Origin of the sequence: Streptomyces sp. NPDC020422 (assembly GCF_044386705.1) — a bacterium.
Taxonomy (GTDB): domain Bacteria; phylum Actinomycetota; class Actinomycetes; order Streptomycetales; family Streptomycetaceae; genus Streptomyces.
Genome location: NZ_JBIRVJ010000001.1, coordinates 110,553 through 126,908 on the forward strand (window position 1 = coordinate 110,553; position 16,356 = coordinate 126,908).

General features: G+C 74.3%; 13 protein-coding genes and 1 pseudogene. 10 read left to right on the forward strand and 4 right to left on the reverse strand.

Annotation, left to right across the window (positions count from 1 at the left end; all coding sequences use genetic code 11):
* Positions 1-79: 79 nt before the first annotated feature.
* Positions 80-331 (forward strand): annotated as a pseudogene (locus ACH414_RS00530) (hypothetical protein); the annotation flags it as partial.
* A 149-nt stretch (positions 332-480) separates the two neighbouring features.
* Positions 481-1,668, forward strand: coding sequence for a thiolase family protein (locus ACH414_RS00535; RefSeq protein WP_398940441.1), 1,188 nt, complete (start codon positions 481-483; stop codon positions 1,666-1,668).
* Between the two features lie 377 nt (positions 1,669-2,045).
* Here ACH414_RS00535 and trxA read toward each other — a convergent pair whose 3' ends face one another.
* Positions 2,046-2,420 carry a thioredoxin gene (trxA, locus tag ACH414_RS00540; protein ID WP_046909586.1) on the reverse strand — a complete coding sequence of 125 codons (375 nt, stop codon included), beginning with the start codon at positions 2,418-2,420 and terminating at the stop codon, positions 2,046-2,048.
* Positions 2,421-2,542: 122 nt separating this feature from the next.
* Here trxA and ACH414_RS00545 point away from each other — a divergent pair, with 122 nt between their 5' ends.
* Together ACH414_RS00545 and ACH414_RS00550 are read left to right on the forward strand one after the other, a co-directional pair.
* Positions 2,543-4,012 (forward strand): dihydrolipoyl dehydrogenase family protein, encoded by a 1,470-nt coding sequence (locus ACH414_RS00545; RefSeq protein ID WP_398940442.1) that lies wholly within the window; start codon positions 2,543-2,545, stop codon positions 4,010-4,012.
* A complete protein-coding gene (locus tag ACH414_RS00550; protein ID WP_382545069.1) occupies positions 4,009-4,788 on the forward strand; it encodes a hypothetical protein in 780 nt (259 codons plus the stop codon). Before ACH414_RS00545 ends, ACH414_RS00550 begins: the two co-directional genes overlap by 4 nt.
* 2 nt (positions 4,789-4,790) lie before the next feature.
* On the opposite strand, the gene ACH414_RS00555 is transcribed toward ACH414_RS00550, so the two are convergent.
* Positions 4,791-5,348 (reverse strand): TetR/AcrR family transcriptional regulator, encoded by a 558-nt coding sequence (locus ACH414_RS00555; protein ID WP_382545370.1) that lies wholly within the window; start codon positions 5,346-5,348, stop codon positions 4,791-4,793.
* Between the two features lie 257 nt (positions 5,349-5,605).
* On the opposite strand from ACH414_RS00555, the gene ACH414_RS00560 reads away from it, so the two are divergent.
* Together ACH414_RS00560 and ACH414_RS00565 are read left to right on the forward strand one after the other, a co-directional pair.
* Positions 5,606-7,006: a purine-cytosine permease family protein gene (locus ACH414_RS00560; RefSeq protein WP_398940443.1), complete on the forward strand. Its 1,401-nt coding sequence runs from the start codon at positions 5,606-5,608 to the stop codon at positions 7,004-7,006.
* 43 nt (positions 7,007-7,049) lie between these two features.
* Positions 7,050-8,702 (forward strand): amidohydrolase, encoded by a 1,653-nt coding sequence (locus ACH414_RS00565; RefSeq protein ID WP_382545063.1) that lies wholly within the window; start codon positions 7,050-7,052, stop codon positions 8,700-8,702.
* Positions 8,703-8,753: 51 nt separating this feature from the next.
* On the opposite strand, the gene cynR is transcribed toward ACH414_RS00565, so the two are convergent.
* Positions 8,754-9,683, reverse strand: a complete 930-nt coding sequence (cynR, locus tag ACH414_RS00570; RefSeq protein ID WP_382545060.1) for a transcriptional regulator CynR — start codon at positions 9,681-9,683, stop codon at positions 8,754-8,756.
* Between the two features lie 135 nt (positions 9,684-9,818).
* Here cynR and ACH414_RS00575 point away from each other — a divergent pair, with 135 nt between their 5' ends.
* The 4 genes from ACH414_RS00575 to ACH414_RS00590 all read left to right on the forward strand — a co-directional run bounded on the left by ACH414_RS00575 (position 9,819) and on the right by ACH414_RS00590 (position 15,373).
* Positions 9,819-10,481: a carbonic anhydrase gene (locus tag ACH414_RS00575; RefSeq protein WP_398940444.1), complete on the forward strand. Its 663-nt coding sequence runs from the start codon at positions 9,819-9,821 to the stop codon at positions 10,479-10,481.
* Positions 10,482-10,638: 157 nt separating this feature from the next.
* The gene (gene cynS / locus ACH414_RS00580; RefSeq protein WP_398940445.1) at positions 10,639-11,109 is read left to right on the forward strand and encodes a cyanase; all 471 of its coding nucleotides are present in this window, start codon (positions 10,639-10,641) and stop codon (positions 11,107-11,109) included.
* A 60-nt stretch (positions 11,110-11,169) separates the two neighbouring features.
* Positions 11,170-11,568, forward strand: a complete 399-nt coding sequence (locus ACH414_RS00585; protein ID WP_382545052.1) for a hypothetical protein — start codon at positions 11,170-11,172, stop codon at positions 11,566-11,568.
* A 46-nt stretch (positions 11,569-11,614) separates the two neighbouring features.
* Entirely contained in the window at positions 11,615-15,373 is a 3,759-nt protein-coding gene (locus tag ACH414_RS00590; protein ID WP_398940446.1) for a choice-of-anchor D domain-containing protein, read from the forward strand.
* Positions 15,374-15,388: 15 nt separating this feature from the next.
* Here ACH414_RS00590 and ACH414_RS00595 read toward each other — a convergent pair whose 3' ends face one another.
* Positions 15,389-16,267: a F510_1955 family glycosylhydrolase gene (locus ACH414_RS00595; protein WP_398940447.1), complete on the reverse strand. Its 879-nt coding sequence runs from the start codon at positions 16,265-16,267 to the stop codon at positions 15,389-15,391.
* Between the last annotated feature and the right edge of the window lie 89 nt (positions 16,268-16,356).

The window sequence follows — 16,356 nt, forward strand, 5'->3', positions numbered from 1 at the left end:
GCTGTGCCGGGTCGCGAGGGTGGGCCGGGTCGGGGCGCTCCCGGCGGCGCCGGGAGGCCGTTCCGCTTAGCGTCGGTCCATGAGTACTCACCCGAAGCGTTTCGAGATCCTGCTGGTGCCCGCGCACGTCGAGGACCGGGGCGAGGCCTCCGTGGAGGACAGCGCCGTACGGTCGGCGGTGGTCGAGGCGACCGGTCGCACCGGAGAGTCCGGCTACCCCATCTACGAGGGGCACGGCCTGATCGCCGACATCGATCCCGAGACGGGCACGGTGGAGGCGCTGCTCGTCGACGGCAACGAGCTCGACTACGGTCTGACGGCGCTGATCAGGGGGCCGGGAACGGCCCGGGGCGGCGTTGACAGGGGCCGTGGAGGGGCGGAGACTCGGGCCCGCAGGGACGAAGAATAGTTCACCAGGCGAACACTCCTGTCGTCCTCGCGCCGTCGTCCGTACGCGAAGGTCACGTGGGAGAGAAACCGATGAGCATCCGCGACGTCTACATCGTCGACGCCGTCCGCACCCCGATCGGCAAGTTCGGCGGTGCCCTCTCCTCCGTCCGCCCGGACGACCTCGCCGCCCACGTCGTCAAGGCGCTCGTGGACCGCAGCCCGGACCTGGACCCGGCCCGCATCGACGACGTGTACTTCGGCGACGCCAACGGCGCCGGCGAGGACAACCGCGACGTGGCGCGCATGGCCGTGCTGCTCGCCGGGCTGCCCACCTCGGTGCCCGGCGTGACCGTCAACCGGCTCTGCGGCTCCGGCCTGGAGGCCGTCATCCAGGCCGCCCGCGCGGTCGCCCTCGGCGACGCCTCCGTCGCCGTCGCGGGCGGCGTCGAGTCGATGTCGCGGGCCCCCTGGGTGCTGCAGAAGCCCGAGCGGGCCTTCCCGGCCGGCCACCAGCAGCTGCACTCGACGACCCTCGGCTGGCGCATGACCAACCCGCGGATGCCCGCCGAGTGGACCGTCTCGCTGGGCGAGGGCGCCGAACTCGTCGCCGACAAGCACGGCCTCACCCGCGAGGCGCAGGACGCCTTCGCCCTCGCCAGCCACCAGAAGGCGGCCGAGGCCTGGGCCAAGGGTCTCTACGACGGCGAGGTCGTCCCCTACCCGGGCGTCGAGCTCGAACGCGACGAGTGCATCCGCGACAACACCTCCCTGGAGGCGCTGGCCCGCCTCAAGCCCTCCTTCCGCCCCGACGGCGGCACCGTCTCGGCGGGCAACGCCTCCCCGCTCAACGACGGCGCCGCCGCCCTGCTGATCGTGGACGAGGAGGGCCTGCGCGCGACCGGCCGCGAGCCCCTCGCGCGGATCCGCGCCTCGGCCGTCACGGGCATCGAGCCCCAGCTCTTCGGGCTCGGCCCGGTCGAGGCCGTGCGCCGGGCCCTGGAGAAGGCGGGCCGCGGCTTCGCGGACCTGACCACGTTCGAGCTGAACGAGGCCTTCGCCGCCCAGTCCCTCGGCTGCCTCGCCGAATGGCCGGAACTCGACCCCGCCGTGGTCAACCCGCGCGGCGGCGCCATCGCCATCGGCCACCCGCTCGGCGCCTCCGGCGCCCGCCTCGCGGGAGCCGTCGCCCACCAGCTCGCCGCGGCCGGCTCGGGCACCGGCCTGGCCGCCCTGTGCATCGGCGTCGGCCAGGGCCTCGCGCTCGTCCTGGAGCGCTGACCCCGCACCGCACCGCGAGGACGCGTCAGGGGCCTTCGTACGCACCACCCCGGTCAGGGGCGTACGCATGGCCATGCCCCGCACCGCAAGGACGCGTCGAGGGCGTGCGTGTGCCCCACGCCGCAAGGGCGCGTCAAGGGCGTGCGTGTGCCCCGCACCGCAAGGACGCGTCAGGGGCGTACGTATGCCATGCCCCGCACCGCAAGGACGCGTCAAGGGCGTGCCTGTCCCCTGCCGCAAGGCGCGTCAGGGGCGTGCGTATGCCCCCTGCCGCAAGGCGCGTAAGGGCATGCGCCTGCCCCCGCCGTACCCACCGCGCCCCACGGCACACGGAAGGGGTGGCCCGGAACTCCGGACCACCCCTCGCCGCACGCGGGTCACTGCCCCTGCTGCGCCTGCGCCTCCGCGATGGACTTGCGGACCTCGTCCATGTCGAGGCCGCGCGCCTGGCCGATGACGTCCTCCAGGGCGGCCTCCGGCAGCGCGCCGGGCTGGGCGAAGACCGCGACCTTGTCGCGGACGATCATCAGGGTCGGGATCGAGCGGATCTCGAACGCCGCCGCCAGCTCCTGCTGCGCCTCGGTGTCCACCTTCGCGAACACCAGGTCCTCGTGGCGCTCGGAGGCCGCCTCGAAGACCGGCCCGAACTGGCGGCACGGACCGCACCAGGAAGCCCAGAAGTCGATGAGAACGAACTCGTTCTCGCTCACGATCTGGTCGAAGTTGTCCTTGGTGAGCTCGACAGTGCTCATGCTTCCTACCTCTCAGGGCCGGCGTCCTTGGCGCGCCTTCCTCACGGTCCCCTCGGGACCCGCCGTGCACAACGGCGTATCGAGCCGCGCTATTCCGCCCCACCGCCCGCAGACTGGAAACCATGACACCAGCGGAGCGGGACGGGCACACGCGCGAGCACGAGTACGACGTGGTGGTCCTGGGCGCGGGACCGGTCGGGGAGAACGTCGCGGACCGGGTGCGGGCCGCCGGGCTCAGCACCGCGGTCGTGGAGGGCGAACTGATCGGCGGCGAGTGCTCGTACTGGGCCTGCATGCCGAGCAAGGCACTGCTCAGGCCCGCCATCGCCCGCTCCGAGGCGCGCAGGGTGCCCGGCCTCCGCGGCCACGCCTACGGGCCCCTCGACGCCCGCGAGGTGCTCGCCCACCGGGACGACGTCGTCGGGCACTGGAAGGACGACGGCCAGGTGGACTGGCTGGCGTCCGTCGACGTCCACCTCTACCGGGGCCACGGACGTCTCCACGGCGCCCGCCGGGTCGTGGTGGAGGGCCCCGAGGGCGACCGGCAGGTGCTCACCGCGCGGCACGCCGTCGCCGTGTGCACCGGAACCCGCGCCGTCCTGCCCGAGCTCCCGGGACTCCCCGGCGCCCGGCCCTGGACCAGCCGCGAGGCGACCAGCTCGGCCACGGTGCCGGGGCGGCTCGTGGTCGTGGGCGGGGGAGTGGTCGGCGTGGAGATGGCGACCGCCTGGCAGGCCCTCGGCGCGCGGGTGACGCTGCTCGTACGGGGCGGGGGGCTGCTGCCGAGGATGGAGCCGTTCGCGGGCGAGCACGTCGCCGACGCCCTCGCCGAACGCGGCGCCGACGTCCGCACCGGCGTCGCGGTCGCCGCGGTGGTACGGGACGGGCACGAGGGCCCGGTCACCGTCGTCCTGGAGGGCGGCGACCACGTCGAGGGCGACGAGGTGCTCTTCGCGACCGGGCGACGGCCGCGGACCGAGGACATCGGCCTGGAGACGGTCGGCCTGGAACCCGGGGGCTGGCTCACGGTGGACGACTCCCTGCGGGTGACGGGCCACGACTGGCTGTACGCCGTGGGCGACGTCAACCACCGGGCCCTGATGACCCATCAGGGCAAGTACCAGGCCAGGATCGCGGGCGCGGCCATCGCGGCCCGGGCGGCCGGGGGCGGCTCCCTGGACACCGCCGCCTGGGGTCCGCACTCCGCGACCGCCGACCACGCGGCCGTCACCCAGGTGGTGTTCACCGATCCCGAGGTCGCCTCGGTCGGCCTCACGCTCGCCGCGGCCGAGGCCGCGGGACACCGGGCGCGGGCCGTGGACGTCGACATGGCGTCCGTCGCGGGCGCCGGGCTGTACGCCCAGGGCTACCGCGGGCGCGTGCGCATGGTCGTCGACCTGGACCGGGAGACCGTCCTCGGCGTCACCCTCGTCGGCCAGGGCACCGGCGAACTCCTCCACTCGGCCACCGTCGCCGTCACGGGAGAGGTCCCGATCGCGCGCCTCTGGCACGCCGTTCCGGCGTATCCGACCCTCAGCGAGGCCTGGCTGCGGCTCTTGGAGGCCTACCGGGACGGGGCGGGCCCGGCGTGAGCGCCGGGGAGCGCGTCAACGAGTACGACGCCTCCTGCGCCGACTGCGGCCGGCCGGTCCCGGCGGGCTCCGGGCTGCTGCGGCACGGCGCGAAGGGCTGGCTCGTCTACCACCGCGGTCACGCCCCGGAGCCGGGGCCGCCGCCGCGCGGCGACCACCCGGGGTGGCACCGGCGCACCCTGCTGGCCTTGGACATCGGATCCACCGGGAACCGGCCGGCCGTGGACCGGATCCGGTCGGCCGCGCTGCGGGGGAGCGACGGGACGGCGTACGACTGGAGGACGGACACGGGATCCGGCCCGGCCCTGGACGAACTCGCCACCCTCCTGACCGCCCACCTCGCCGCCAAGGAGCTCCTCGTCGTCTGGTTCGCCCCGTACGTCCTCGGCACCCTGCACGCCGAGCTCGTCCGGCACGGCCTGGCCCCGCTCTCCGAGCGCCTGCCCGCGGGCGTGGCGCCCGTGTGCGACCCGCTCGTCCTCGACCGGCACGCCGACCGCTACCGCCCCGGCGGACGTTCGCTGCGCGCGGTCGCCGAGTGGTACGGCGTCGCGCACGCGCACCCGGGCGAGCCGGCCTCCGACGCCGAGGCGAGCCTGCTCGTGGCACAGGAGATCGGCGCCCGCCACGCTCCGCTCGCCCGGCTCTCCCGACCGGCCCTGCACACCGAGCAGACGCTGTGGTACGCGGAGCAGACGAGCCGTCATCCGGACGCCCCCGCCTGGCCGTTCAGCCCCGTGGAGCCGCTGCCGTGGGAGCCGCCGCCCACGGGCTGAGGTCAGGGGGGCGGGACCAGGAGCGCGGCCGCCGCGCGGGCGGCCTCCAGGGCGGGCCTGGCGTCCAGGGCCGACTCCTGGCCGAGGACCACCCGGGTGCTCAACCCGTCGAGGAGGGCGAGGATCTCGGAAGCGCGGGCGGGTGCGTCCAGCGGGGCGAACTGGGAGCGTTCGACGCCCTTGACGAGCAGGGTCTCCAGGTCCTCCTGCCAGCCCCGGTCGAGCTCGCGCTGGGCCTCGCGCAGCTCCTCGTTGGACGGGGTGCGGGCCCACAGCTCGATCCAGAGGGTCCAGCGGGGGTCGCGCGGGCCGCGCGGCAGATAGAGCCGCAGGAACAGGTCCAGCCGGCGCGGGGCGGTGAGCCGGCGCCCGAGCAGCAGGCGGCGCTCCTCCGCCAGGGCCGCCTCGCTCCAGCGCAGCGCGGCGAGCAGCAGCAGGTCCTTGCTGCCGAAGTGGTAGAGGATGTGGCCGCCGCTGGTGCCGAGGCGTTCGGCGAGCGCGGACATGGTGAGCGCGGCGAGGCCGTCCTCGGCGATGGCGGTCATGGCCTCCTCCAGCATCCGCTCCCGCGTGATGCTGCCGTCCCGCCGCCGTCCCGCCCGCGCTGCCCCAGCCACCGCCGCCGTCCTCGCTTCGACTCCTCGTACGGGTCGACCCTAACCGCTTCCCGCCGAGGTCTTGACGTGGCCGGAACCCATCCCACATCTTGAATGCCGTTCAAAGAATTAGAACGCCGTTCAAGAACATTCGAGAACGTCGGGCGAGAACGCCATGCCCGAACGGCATCCAAGGACGACGTCCACGACAGGAGTGCGATGTGCCCGGACACGAGACGACGCCCGTGACAGCGGGCCGGGACGAGGTCTTCCAGGTGGAGGGGCACGGCATCGACCCCATCCCCGACACCGAACGCCACGGCGGCGCGAAGGACCTCTTCTGGCTCTGGTTCGGCTCGAACCTCACCTTCACCTACGTCATCAACGGCGCCCTCGCCGTCGCCTTCGGCCTCTCCTTCTGGCAGGCCACCGCCGTCGTCCTGCTCGGCGGACTGTCCTTCTTCGCGATCAGCGCCGCAGGGCTCAGCGGCGTCCGCACCGGCACCGCCACCCTCGTCATCTCCCGCGCCGCCTTCGGCGTCCGCGGCAACTGGCCCGCCGGACTGCTCAACTGGGTCGTCAGCATCGGCTACACGATCGTCAACACCGTCGTCGGCACCCTCGCCCTCGAAGCCTTCCTCGCCGACCTCGGCTGGAGCGGCGGCCCGCTCCCGCGCGCGCTCGCCCTCGCCGTGACCCTGGCCCTGACCTTCGCCGTCGCCCTGTGGGGCCACGCCACCGTCCAGTGGGCCGAGCGCTGGATGGCCTACGTCCTGGCCGCCGGCTTCGCCGTCCTCATCGCCCTGGTCCTGCCCGGCACCGACACCGCCGCCCCCGCGGCGGCACCCGACGCCTCCGGCTGGAGCCTCGCCCTCGTCGTGATGTTCGCGGGCCCCTTCTCGTACGTCCCGATGCCCGCCGACTACACCCGCTACCTGCCGCGCACCACCCGTCTCAAGGCGCTCACCTGGAGCGGCGGCCTCGGCGGGCTGCTGTCCTCCGTCGCGCTCGGCATCGCGGGGGCCGCCGCCGCGACCCAGGCCGACATGACGGACGCGGTCGCCGGGACGGAGGGGCTGCTGCCCGGCTGGTTCCAGCCGGTCTTCCTGGCGCTGGTCCTCGGCGGCTCCGTCACCAACTCGATCATCACCCTCTACTCCTCCAGCCTCAACCTCCAGGTCCTCGGCATCCCGTGGAGCCGTGCCCGCGCCATCGTCGTCAGCGCGGCCGTCACCGCGGCCGGCTCCCTCGGCGCCCTCTTCCTCGCCGACTTCACCACCTCGCTGCTCTCCTTCCTCTCCCTCCTGATCATCGTGTTCGCCCCCTGGGGCGGCGTCTTCCTCGCCGACATGGTGCTGCGCCGCTGCACCTACGACTCCGCGGCCCTGCACACCGCCGAGGGCGGCGCCTACGCATACCGCGCCGGCTGGCACCCCGCCGGGCTGGCCGCGCTCCTCGCCGGAATGGTCTTCGCCGCCCTCACCTGCGACTCCGAGCTGTGGACCGGCCCGCTCGTCGCCCCGCTCGGCGGCGCCGACCTCACCCTGCTCGGCTCCGTCGTCTCCGCCCTCGTCTACGTCCTCCTCGCCCGCCGCGCCGTGCGGCCCACCCCGGCGGCCTGACCGCCACCCTCCGCCCGCCCTCCCCAAGGAAACGAAGAACCCCATGAACCGCCCCGCCCCCGCCGACCTCCTCCTCACCCGCGCCCGTATCCACACCGTCGACCCCGCCCGGCCGCGGGCCGAGGCCCTCGCGGTCCGCGGCGACCGGATCGTATGGACCGGCACCGCCGCCGAGGCCGAGGCCTGGGCCGGACCGGACACCCGGGTCGTCGACGCCGGCGGCCGGCTCGTCCTGCCCGGCTTCGTCGACGCCCACAACCACGTGCGCCTCGGCTCCGACGACGCCTGCGTCCAACTCGCCGGCGCCCGCGACCTGGACGCCGTGCACGCCCGCATCCGCGCCTGGCGCGCCGCCCATCCCGACGCCCCCTGGATCGAGGGCGAGGCCTTCGACTACGCCGTGATCCCCGGCGGGCGGATGCCCACCGCCGCCGACCTCGACCCCGCCACCGGCGACACCCCGGCGCTCGTGCTGAGCTACGACGTCCACACCGCCTGGCTCAACACCGCGGCCCTGCGCCGACTCGACGTCCGAGCCGACCGCACCGAACTGCCCTTCGGTACCGCCGTCACCGACCCTGCCACCGGCGAACCCACCGGATTCGTCAAGGACTTCGCCGTCAAGGGCCTGTCCCGCGACGGACACCGCGCCCTGCGCGAGCTCGGCGTCCCGTGGGCTTCGGCCGACCGCCAGTACGGGCGCCTCGCCAAGAGCCTCGACGACGCCGTCCGCTTCGGCATCACCACCGTGGTCGAACCCCAGAACTCCCTCGACGACCTCGCCCTCTACCAGCGCGCCCGCGCCGAGGGCCGGCTCCGCTCCCGGATCGTCGCCGCGCTCTTCCACCCGCGCGGCACCACCGACGCCGACCTGGACGCGTTCGAGGCCGCCGCACGGGAGTTCGCCGACGACCGGCTGCGGGTCGGGCCGCTCAAGCTCTACATCGACGACGTCGTCGAACCCCGCACCGCCGCCCTCCTCGAACCGTACGCGGGCTGTGGCCACCACCGGGGCGACACCTTCTACCCGCCCGAGGAGTTCGCCGCCCTGCTCACCCGCCTCGACGCGCGCGGCTTCCAGTGCTTCGTGCACGCCACCGGCGACCGGGGCATCCGCACCGTGCTGGACGCCGTCGAACGCGCCCGCGCGGTGAACGGGCCGCGCGACGCCCGCCACCAGATCGTCCACGTCGAGTGCCTGGACCCGGCCGACACCCCGCGCTTCGCCGCGCTCGGCGTCACCGCCTGCATGCAGCCACGGCACGCCGCCCCCGACATCGCGGGCCCCGGCCAGGACTGGGCCGAGAACATCGGCCCCGAGCGCTGGCACAAGGCCTGGCCGCTGCGCAGCCTGCACCGCGCCGGCGCGCTGCTGGCCCTGTCCAGCGACTGGAACGTCGCCGAGATGGACCCCATGATCGGCATCCACGCCGCCGTCACCCGGCGCCCGCCCGGTGGCGGAGCGGCCTGGACGCCGGGCGAGACGATCGACGTCGCCACCGCCGTCGAGGGCTACACGATGGGCTCGGCCCGCGCCAACTTCCTGGAGGACGACCGGGGTTCCCTCAGCGTGGGCAAGCTCGCCGACTTCGTCGTGCTGTCCCGGGACATCCTCCGCATCGAGCCCGACGCCATCCCCGGGACGGTCGCGGAGACGGTCGTCGTGGGCGGCGAGGTGGTGCACACCGCCGGGTAGGCGTGGGCGCGGCCGCGGGGCGGGCACAGGCCGGGGCCGGCCCCGCCGGGCTCAGCCCCCGGGCCCGGCGGCCCCGGCCCCGCGGTAGCCCCGCTCCCGGACCAGGTCGTGCACCAGCCGCACGAAGGCCCTGGTGGCGGCGGTGCGATAGGCGCCCTGGCGGTGCAGCAGGGCGACGGTGCGGGACGGCAGCGGAGGGTCCAGGGGGATCGGGGTGAGGTGGGGGTGGTCGTGGGTGATGGCGTCGGGCAGGACGGTGGCCAGCGGACCGCGCCGGACGATCTCGGTGAGGGCCTGGACGGAGTTGGCCTCCACCACGACGCGGGGCGTGACGCGATGGGCGGCGAAGTAGGCGTCGATATGGGTACGGGTGGCGAAGTCGGCGCTCAGCAGGGCCAGTTGCCGGTCCTCCAGGGCCCGGACCGGGAGCGGGGCGGGGGCCGTCGCGGCGTCCGGTCCGGCGGTGACGAGCCCGAGGGTCTCGGTGAACAGCGCCTCGGCGGCGACCCCGGCCGGGTGCGGGCCCGTGAAGGCGATGCCCAGGTCCAGCTCGTCCGCGAGCAGCGCGCCCTCGATCCGGTCCTGGGGCGTCTCCGTCAGGGTCAGGGCGATCCCGGGGTGCCGGGCGTGGAGCGCGGCGGTGAGCGGGCCGACGAGGTAGGCGGCGAAGGTGGGGGTGAACCCCAGGCGCAGATGCCCGCTGGAGAGGTCCTGGACGTCGTGGACCGCGCGCTCGGCGGCGGCCAGGTCGCGCAGGGCGCGCCGGGCGTGCTCCGCGTAGACGGCACCGGCGTCCGTGAGCCGCACCGTGCGCCCGGTGCGGTCGAGGAGCTGGACGCCCAGGGCGCGTTCCAGCTGTCTGACCTGCTGGGAGAGCGTGGGCTGCGAGAGGTGCAGGTCCTCGGCGGCGCGGGTGAAGTTGCCGTGCTCGGCGACGGCGAGCAGATAGCGGAGATGTCGCAGTTCCGGGGCGGCGGCCATGACACCACTGTAGCGGGGCCATAGATGTCACCACTGGCTGCCATGGATACCAAGTCTTGGACGCTATAGGCGCAGCTCGTGCAGGGTGGATCTCGCCGCCCCCGAGGGGACGGCGGTCACCGAAGGGAGCCACCCATGCAGGACCTCGCCGAGGGCGTCGCCCGTTTCCAGCGGGACGTCTTCCCGGCCAAGGCGGAGCTGTTCGCCCGCCTCGCCACCCATCACGCCCCGCACACCCTCTTCATCGGCTGCTCGGACGCCCGTGTCGTGCCCGAGCTGATCACCGGCACCGAGCCGGGCGACCTGTTCGTCGTCCGCACCGCGGGAAACCTGGTGCCCGCCCACACCCCGGAGGCGGACGGCGTCGCCGCCAGCATCGAGTACGCCGTCGCCGCCCTGGGCGTCCGGCAGATCGTCGTCTGCGGCCACTCGGCGTGCGGCGCCATGACCGCGCTCGCCCAGGGGCAGGACCTCAGCGGCGCTCCGGCGGTCGCCGCCTGGCTGCGGCACGCCGACGCCTCCCGGGCCCGCGCGGCCGCCGCCTCGGGCGACGTCCCCGCCCTCGTACGGCAGAACGTGCTCGCCCAGCTGGCGAACCTGGCCACCCACCCCTCGGTCGCCAGGGCCCTGGCGGAGCGGCGGGTGACCCTGCGCGGCTGGGTCTACGACATCGGCAGCGGCCGCGTCGAGGACCTGACCCCGACCGCCCCGACCGCCCCGACCGATCCGACCGCCTTGAGCGCCCCGACCGCCCCGACCGGTCCGACCGCCTTGAGCGCCCCGACCGTCGCGGCCTGACCCCCGCCCTGGTGGCCCCCCGGCCCCCTGCGCCACCGGCCCCTCACCCCCGGCCCCCTGCGCCACCGGCCCCTCACCCCCTCCCCCCATCGATCCACCGCGCGCGGCCGACCCGAGGCCGTAGCGGCCCCACCCACCGGAAAAGGACCCACCGATCATGCTGCACGCCCAGTTCGACCCCACCGCCCGCCAGAACCTCGCGAACGCCGCCGTCGAGGCCAAGACCCGCAAGGACCTCTCCTGGCAGCAGATCGCCGACGCCGCCGGCCTCTCCGTCGCGTTCGTCACCGCCGCCGTCCTCGGCCAGCACGCGCTGCCGGAGCACTCCGCGCAGGCCGTCGCCGAGCTCCTCGGCCTGGACGCGGACGCGGCCCTTCTGCTGACCACCGTCCCGACCCGCGGCTCGATCCCGGGCGGCATCCCCACCGACCCGACCGTCTACCGCTTCCACGAGATGCTCCAGGTCTACGGCACCACCCTCAAGGCGCTGGTCCACGAGCAGTTCGGCGACGGCATCATCTCCGCGATCAACTTCAGGCTCGACGTGCGCAAGGTCGCCGACCCCGAGGGCGGCGAGCGCGCCGTCATCACCCTGGACGGCAAGTACCTGCCGACCAAGCCCTTCTGATCCGGCGTCGCGCGCGTCGCACGGATCCCGAAGGGGTCGGCAGGGGTAGGTTCGGGCGCCATGTCCGACCCCCTGTACTACGTCGACCGTTCGGACCTTCTCGAAGGGAGCATCGAGGAGGTCCGGAGCCGGATGCGCGACCTGGCCGCGTTCGTCGAGGCGAACGAGCCCCGGCTGATCGCGTACCACTTCTTCGTCGACGAGGCCGGGTCCACGATGACCCTGGTGGCCGTCCACCCCGACTCCGCCTCCATGGAGTTCCACATGGACCTCGGCGCCGAGAAGTTCCGCGGGTTCGCCGGGCTCATCCGCATGCGGTCCATCGACGTCTACGGCCGACCGGGCCCGGCCGTCGTCGAGCGGCTGCTCAGGAAGGCCGAGATGCTCGGCGGAGGCACCGTCACCCTCCACACGCAGGAGGCGGGCTTCCATCGGCTGCCACCCGACCAGGTGAAGTGAGCCGCTTCCCCGTCGGGTGGCCCGCCCGCGGGGGCAGGCTCGCTGCATGGACGCGACGACCGGCAGAAGCAGGACCCTGTCCCGGATCCTGACGATGTGTCTGATCATCGGCGCGGGTGGCCTGTTGGGGGCACCCCGCGCCGCCTCGTCGTCCCCGCCCGCCCCGGCCCCGGTCGAGGCACGCGCCCCCGCCGCCGACCAGACCACCATCTCGCACGACAACCTGCGCACCGGCTGGGACCAGGACGAGCCGGGCCTCGCCCCCGACCAGGTCTCCAGCTCCGACTTCGGCCAGCAGTTCTCGACCGCCGTCGACGGACAGGTCTACGCCCAGCCCGTCGTCGTCGGCGGCACCCTCGTCGTCGCCACCGAGAACAACAAGGTCTACGGCCTCGACGCCGCCTCGGGCGCCATCGGCTGGACCAGGAACCTGGGCGCCCCCTGGCCGGCCTCCGCCATCACCTGCGGCGACCTCGTGCCGAACATCGGCGTCACCGCCACCCCCGTCTACGACCCGGCGAGCGGCTCCCTCTACCTCACCTCCAAGGTGAACGACGGCCCCGACGAGCAGCACCCCAACTGGTACCTGCACGCCCTCGACCCCGCCACCGGCGCCGAGCGCAGCGGCTGGCCCGTCAAGATCGGCGGCTCGCCGACCAACGACCCGGGCCGCGCGTTCAACCCGTACACCGCGGGACAGCGGCCCGGGCTGCTCCTGATGGGCGGCTCCGTCTACGCCGGCTTCGCCTCGCACTGCGACCGCGGCCCGTACGTCGGCTACGTCCTCGGCGTGAACACCTCGACCCGCAAGCAGACCCTGTGGGCCACCGAGGACTCCTCCGCCAACGGCATGGCCGGGATCTGGATGAGCGGCGGCGGCCTCGTCTCCGACGGACCGGGCCGGATCCTCTTCTCCACCGGCAACGGCGTCACCCCCGCGCCCGGCCCCGGCACCATGCCGCCCGGCCAGCTGTCGGAGTCCGTCGTCCGGCTCGGCGTCAACAGCGACGGCACCATGTCCGCGCAGGACTTCTTCAGCCCGTCCAACGCCAACCAGCTCGACCTCAACGACACCGACTTCGGCTCCGGCGGCCCGGTCGCCCTGCCCGGCACGCCCTTCGGCACCAGCGGCCACCCCCGGCTCCTCGTGCAGATCGGCAAGGACGGGCGCCTCTTCCTGCTCGACCGGGACAACCTCGGCGGGCGCTCCCAGGGCCCCGGAGGCACCGACAAGGTCCTCGGCACCTTCGGACCGTACGAGGGAGTCTGGGGCCACCCTGGGGTGTACGGCGGACAAGGCGGCTACGTCTACACCATCGGCTCCCGCGGCCCGCTGCGCGCCTTCGCCTACGGCCTCACCGGCACCGGCGAGCCCGCCCTCACCAACACCGGGAGCAGCACGGAGACGTTCGGCTACACCTCCGGCTCTCCCGTGATCACCTCCACCGGCACCAACCCGGGCTCCGCCCTCGTCTGGGCCGTCCACGCGGACGGCTCCAACGGCGCGGGCGCCCGGCTGCGCGCGTACGACGCCGTCCCCGTGGGCGGCACCCTGAAGCTGCGCTGGTCCGCGCCGATCGGCACGGCGGCCAAGTTCACCGTGCCCGCCACCGACAACGGCCGGGTCTACGTGGGCACCCGCGACGGCCACGTCCTCGCCTTCGGCCGCCCCGCCAACACGGCGCTCACCGCCGCCCCCGTCGACCTCGGCAAGGTCGCGGTCGGCTCGACCGGCAGCGCGACGGCGAAGGTGACCGCCACCCGTGACGTCACGATCAGCGCGGTCACCACACCGGCGGGCAGCGCCTTCACGGCGAGCCCCACCGGGCTCCCGCGCACCCTCCACAACGGCGACACCTACTCCGTGCCCGTCACCTTCGCGCCGACCGCACCCGGACCGGACAGCTCGGTGCTGACCTTCGCCACCGACCTCGGCGACAGCGCGGTCGGCACGACCGGATACGGCACCCGACCCGGCTTCCTCGCCGCCCCGGCGGCACTCGACTTCGGCACCGTGGCCACCACCACGGAGAAGTCCCTCGGCGTCACGTTCACCAACACCGGGACCGAGCCCGAGACCGTCGCCGCGACCACCCCGCCGGGCGCACCGTTCAGCGCCACCGGTCTGCCGGCCGCCGGGACGGTCGTCCAGCCCCAGCAGTCCGTCTCCGTCCAGGTCGCCTACGCGCCGACCACCGGCGGCGACGACACCGGCAGCCTCGCGGTGACCAGCCGGAACGGCACGGCCACGGTGGCCCTGAAGGGCACGGCCGTCACCGGACGGGCCCGGCTGACCGTCACCCCCACCTCGACCGACTTCGGTTCGGTGAAGGTCGGACAGTCCGTCACCAGGACCTTCGACATCAGCAACACCGGCAACATCCCGCTCACCATCACCAAGGCCAAACCGCCCACGGCCCCCTTCCACGTCTCCGACCCGATCAGCGAGGGCCAGGTCCTCGGCCCCGAGGACGTCGTCCACCAGGCCGTCACCTTCTCGCCGACCTCGATCGGCCCCGTGAACGCCGCCTACGAACTGACCGCCGACGACGGACAGGGCGCACTCAGCGAGGCCCTCACCGGCACCGGGGCCGCGGGCACCGGCGTCACCGTCCCCGGCCCCGACGCCGGCGGCTGGAAGCTCAACGGCAACGCCCAGGTCTCCGGCAGCGACCTCGCGCTCACCCAGGCCACCCCCGACCAGCGCGGCTCGGCCGTCTGGCCCGTCCCCGTCGTCACCGACGGCCTCAAGGCCTCCTTCACCGCCACCATCGGCGGCGGCACCGGAGCCGACGGCCTGACCTTCGCGCTGCTCGATCCCGCGCGGACCACCCCGAGCGCGCTGGGTGCCGCGGGCGGCGGCCTCGGCTACTCCGCCCTGCCCGGCGTGGCCGTCACCCTCGACACCTACGACAACGGTACGAACGACCCCTCGTCCAACTTCGTCGGCATCGCCACCTCCGGCAGCGGCGCCGCCCTCACCTACGCCTCCACCACGACGAACGTGCCCAACCTGCGCTCCGGCCGGCACACCGTCGCCGTCGCGGTCTCCGGCCGCACCCTGACCGTCTCCGTCGACGGCACCCAGCGGCTGAGCACCAGCGTGGCCTCCCTGCCGCCCACCGCCTTCGTCGCCTTCACCGGCGCGACCGGGGGCCTCACCGACATCCACAGCGTCCGCAAGGCGGACATCACCGCGACGGCGTACGCGGTGCCGCCGCCCGGCCCCAACGGCTGGACGTACAACAGCAGCGCCCGGCTCTCCGGCACCAGCCTCGAACTCACCCCCGTCCAGACCTACCAGCGCGGCTCCGCGATCCAGGCCACCGCCGTGCCCTCGGCCCAGCTGAAGGCCCGCTTCACCGCCACCATCGGCGGCGGCACCGGAGCCGACGGGCTCGCCCTGCTGCTGCTCGACGCGAGCAGGGCGACCCCGAAGGCGCTCGCCGTCAACAGCGGCGGCAGCCTCGGCTTCGCCGGACTGCCGGGGGTGGCCGTCACCCTCGACACCTACGACAACGGCGTGAACGACCCCTCCGGCAACTTCGTCGCGGTCGCCACCGGAGGCAGCGGCACCACCCTGACCTACGCGGCCACCGCGACGAACGTCCCGAACCTGCGCAGCGGCAGCCACACCGTCGACGCCGTCGTCACCGCCACCGGACACCTCCAGGTCAGCGTCGACGGCACCCGGGTGATCGACGTGGCCGTGACGCTCCCGAAGAACGTCCTCGTCGGCTTCGGCGGCACGACCGGCGGCCGTACCGACCGGCACACGGTGACGGGGGTGCGGATCGGCTACTGACCGGCGGCGCCGGCCTCAGTGGTCGTCGCCGCCCGAGGCCACGGCCATCCGCCGGGTGAACGACCTGCCGCCGTCCACCGACTCGTACACCCCGTCCTGGGTGGCCGCCAGGAGCCGCCGCGCGTCCACCGCGGTCAGCGCCTGCGGTGCGCCGCCCGGCACCGTCGACACCCGGCTCCACGTCGCGCCGCCGTCCGCGCTGCGCAGCAGCAGCCCGGCCGGGTCGACGCCGAACAGAGCGTCCCTGGCGCCCCAGGACACGTACGCGACGAGCCGTCCGGTCAGCGGCTCCCCGAAGGTCCGGCCGCCGTCGGTGCTGCGGACGACGCCCTGTTCGGTGGTGGCGAGGACCGTGCCCGGCGCGGCGGGGGAGACGGCGATGTCGAGGGCGCTCAGCTCGGCACGGTCCTCCCAGGTGACGCCGTCGCGGCTGGCCTTCAGCCGCCGGTTGGTGCTGTCGTAGCCGTAGACGGTGGCGTCGGCGGCGGTGTCGAGGGCGTGGAAGTCGACCTCGCCGGCCAGCGACTTGTCCTTCCAGGTGGCGCCCTTGTCGGTGGACTCGATCAGGCCGAGGTCGAGGGGGGCGTCCGTGCCGGGGGCCGGGTGGCCGCTGGCGAGGAAGGCGCCCTTCGGGGTCACCGTGAACCCCATGAAGTCGTCCTTGCGGTCTCCGACGAGGGCGGGCCGCCCGTCGGCGCCGGGCGTGTAGAGGCCCTCGTGGGTGGCGACGTACAGCTTCCCCGCCACGGTGGCGACGCCGTGGATGTGGCTGAGGGCCGTGGCGGCGTCCGCGTCCGGTCGCGCGGCGGGAGCGTCGCCGGTGCCGCAGGCGGTCAGGGCGAGGGAGAGGGCCGCCGCGAGAGCGGCGGCGAGGGCAGCGCGGTGCTTCTTCATGATGACGTGTCCGAGGGAGAGGGGGAGGGGGAGCGGAGGGGCGGTGGGAGGGGCCCGTTGGATCCAAGGGAGCGCCGGTTGGATCCCAG

Excerpts from the sequence above, each read along its gene's own strand:
- ACH414_RS00535 (WP_398940441.1), top strand. The coding sequence starts at position 481 with ATGAGCATCCGCGACGTCTACATCGTCGACGCCGTCCGCACCCCGATC.
- trxA (WP_046909586.1), bottom strand. The coding sequence starts at position 2,420 with ATGAGCACTGTCGAGCTCACCAAGGACAACTTCGACCAGATCGTGAGC.
- ACH414_RS00545 (WP_398940442.1), top strand. The coding sequence starts at position 2,543 with ATGACACCAGCGGAGCGGGACGGGCACACGCGCGAGCACGAGTACGAC.
- ACH414_RS00555 (WP_382545370.1), bottom strand. The coding sequence starts at position 5,348 with ATGCTGGAGGAGGCCATGACCGCCATCGCCGAGGACGGCCTCGCCGCG.
- ACH414_RS00565 (WP_382545063.1), top strand. The coding sequence starts at position 7,050 with ATGAACCGCCCCGCCCCCGCCGACCTCCTCCTCACCCGCGCCCGTATC.
- cynR (WP_382545060.1), bottom strand. The coding sequence starts at position 9,683 with ATGGCCGCCGCCCCGGAACTGCGACATCTCCGCTATCTGCTCGCCGTC.
- ACH414_RS00575 (WP_398940444.1), top strand. The coding sequence starts at position 9,819 with ATGCAGGACCTCGCCGAGGGCGTCGCCCGTTTCCAGCGGGACGTCTTC.
- cynS (WP_398940445.1), top strand. The coding sequence starts at position 10,639 with ATGCTGCACGCCCAGTTCGACCCCACCGCCCGCCAGAACCTCGCGAAC.
- ACH414_RS00585 (WP_382545052.1), top strand. The coding sequence starts at position 11,170 with ATGTCCGACCCCCTGTACTACGTCGACCGTTCGGACCTTCTCGAAGGG.
- ACH414_RS00590 (WP_398940446.1), top strand. The coding sequence starts at position 11,615 with ATGGACGCGACGACCGGCAGAAGCAGGACCCTGTCCCGGATCCTGACG.
- ACH414_RS00595 (WP_398940447.1), bottom strand. The coding sequence starts at position 16,267 with ATGAAGAAGCACCGCGCTGCCCTCGCCGCCGCTCTCGCGGCGGCCCTC.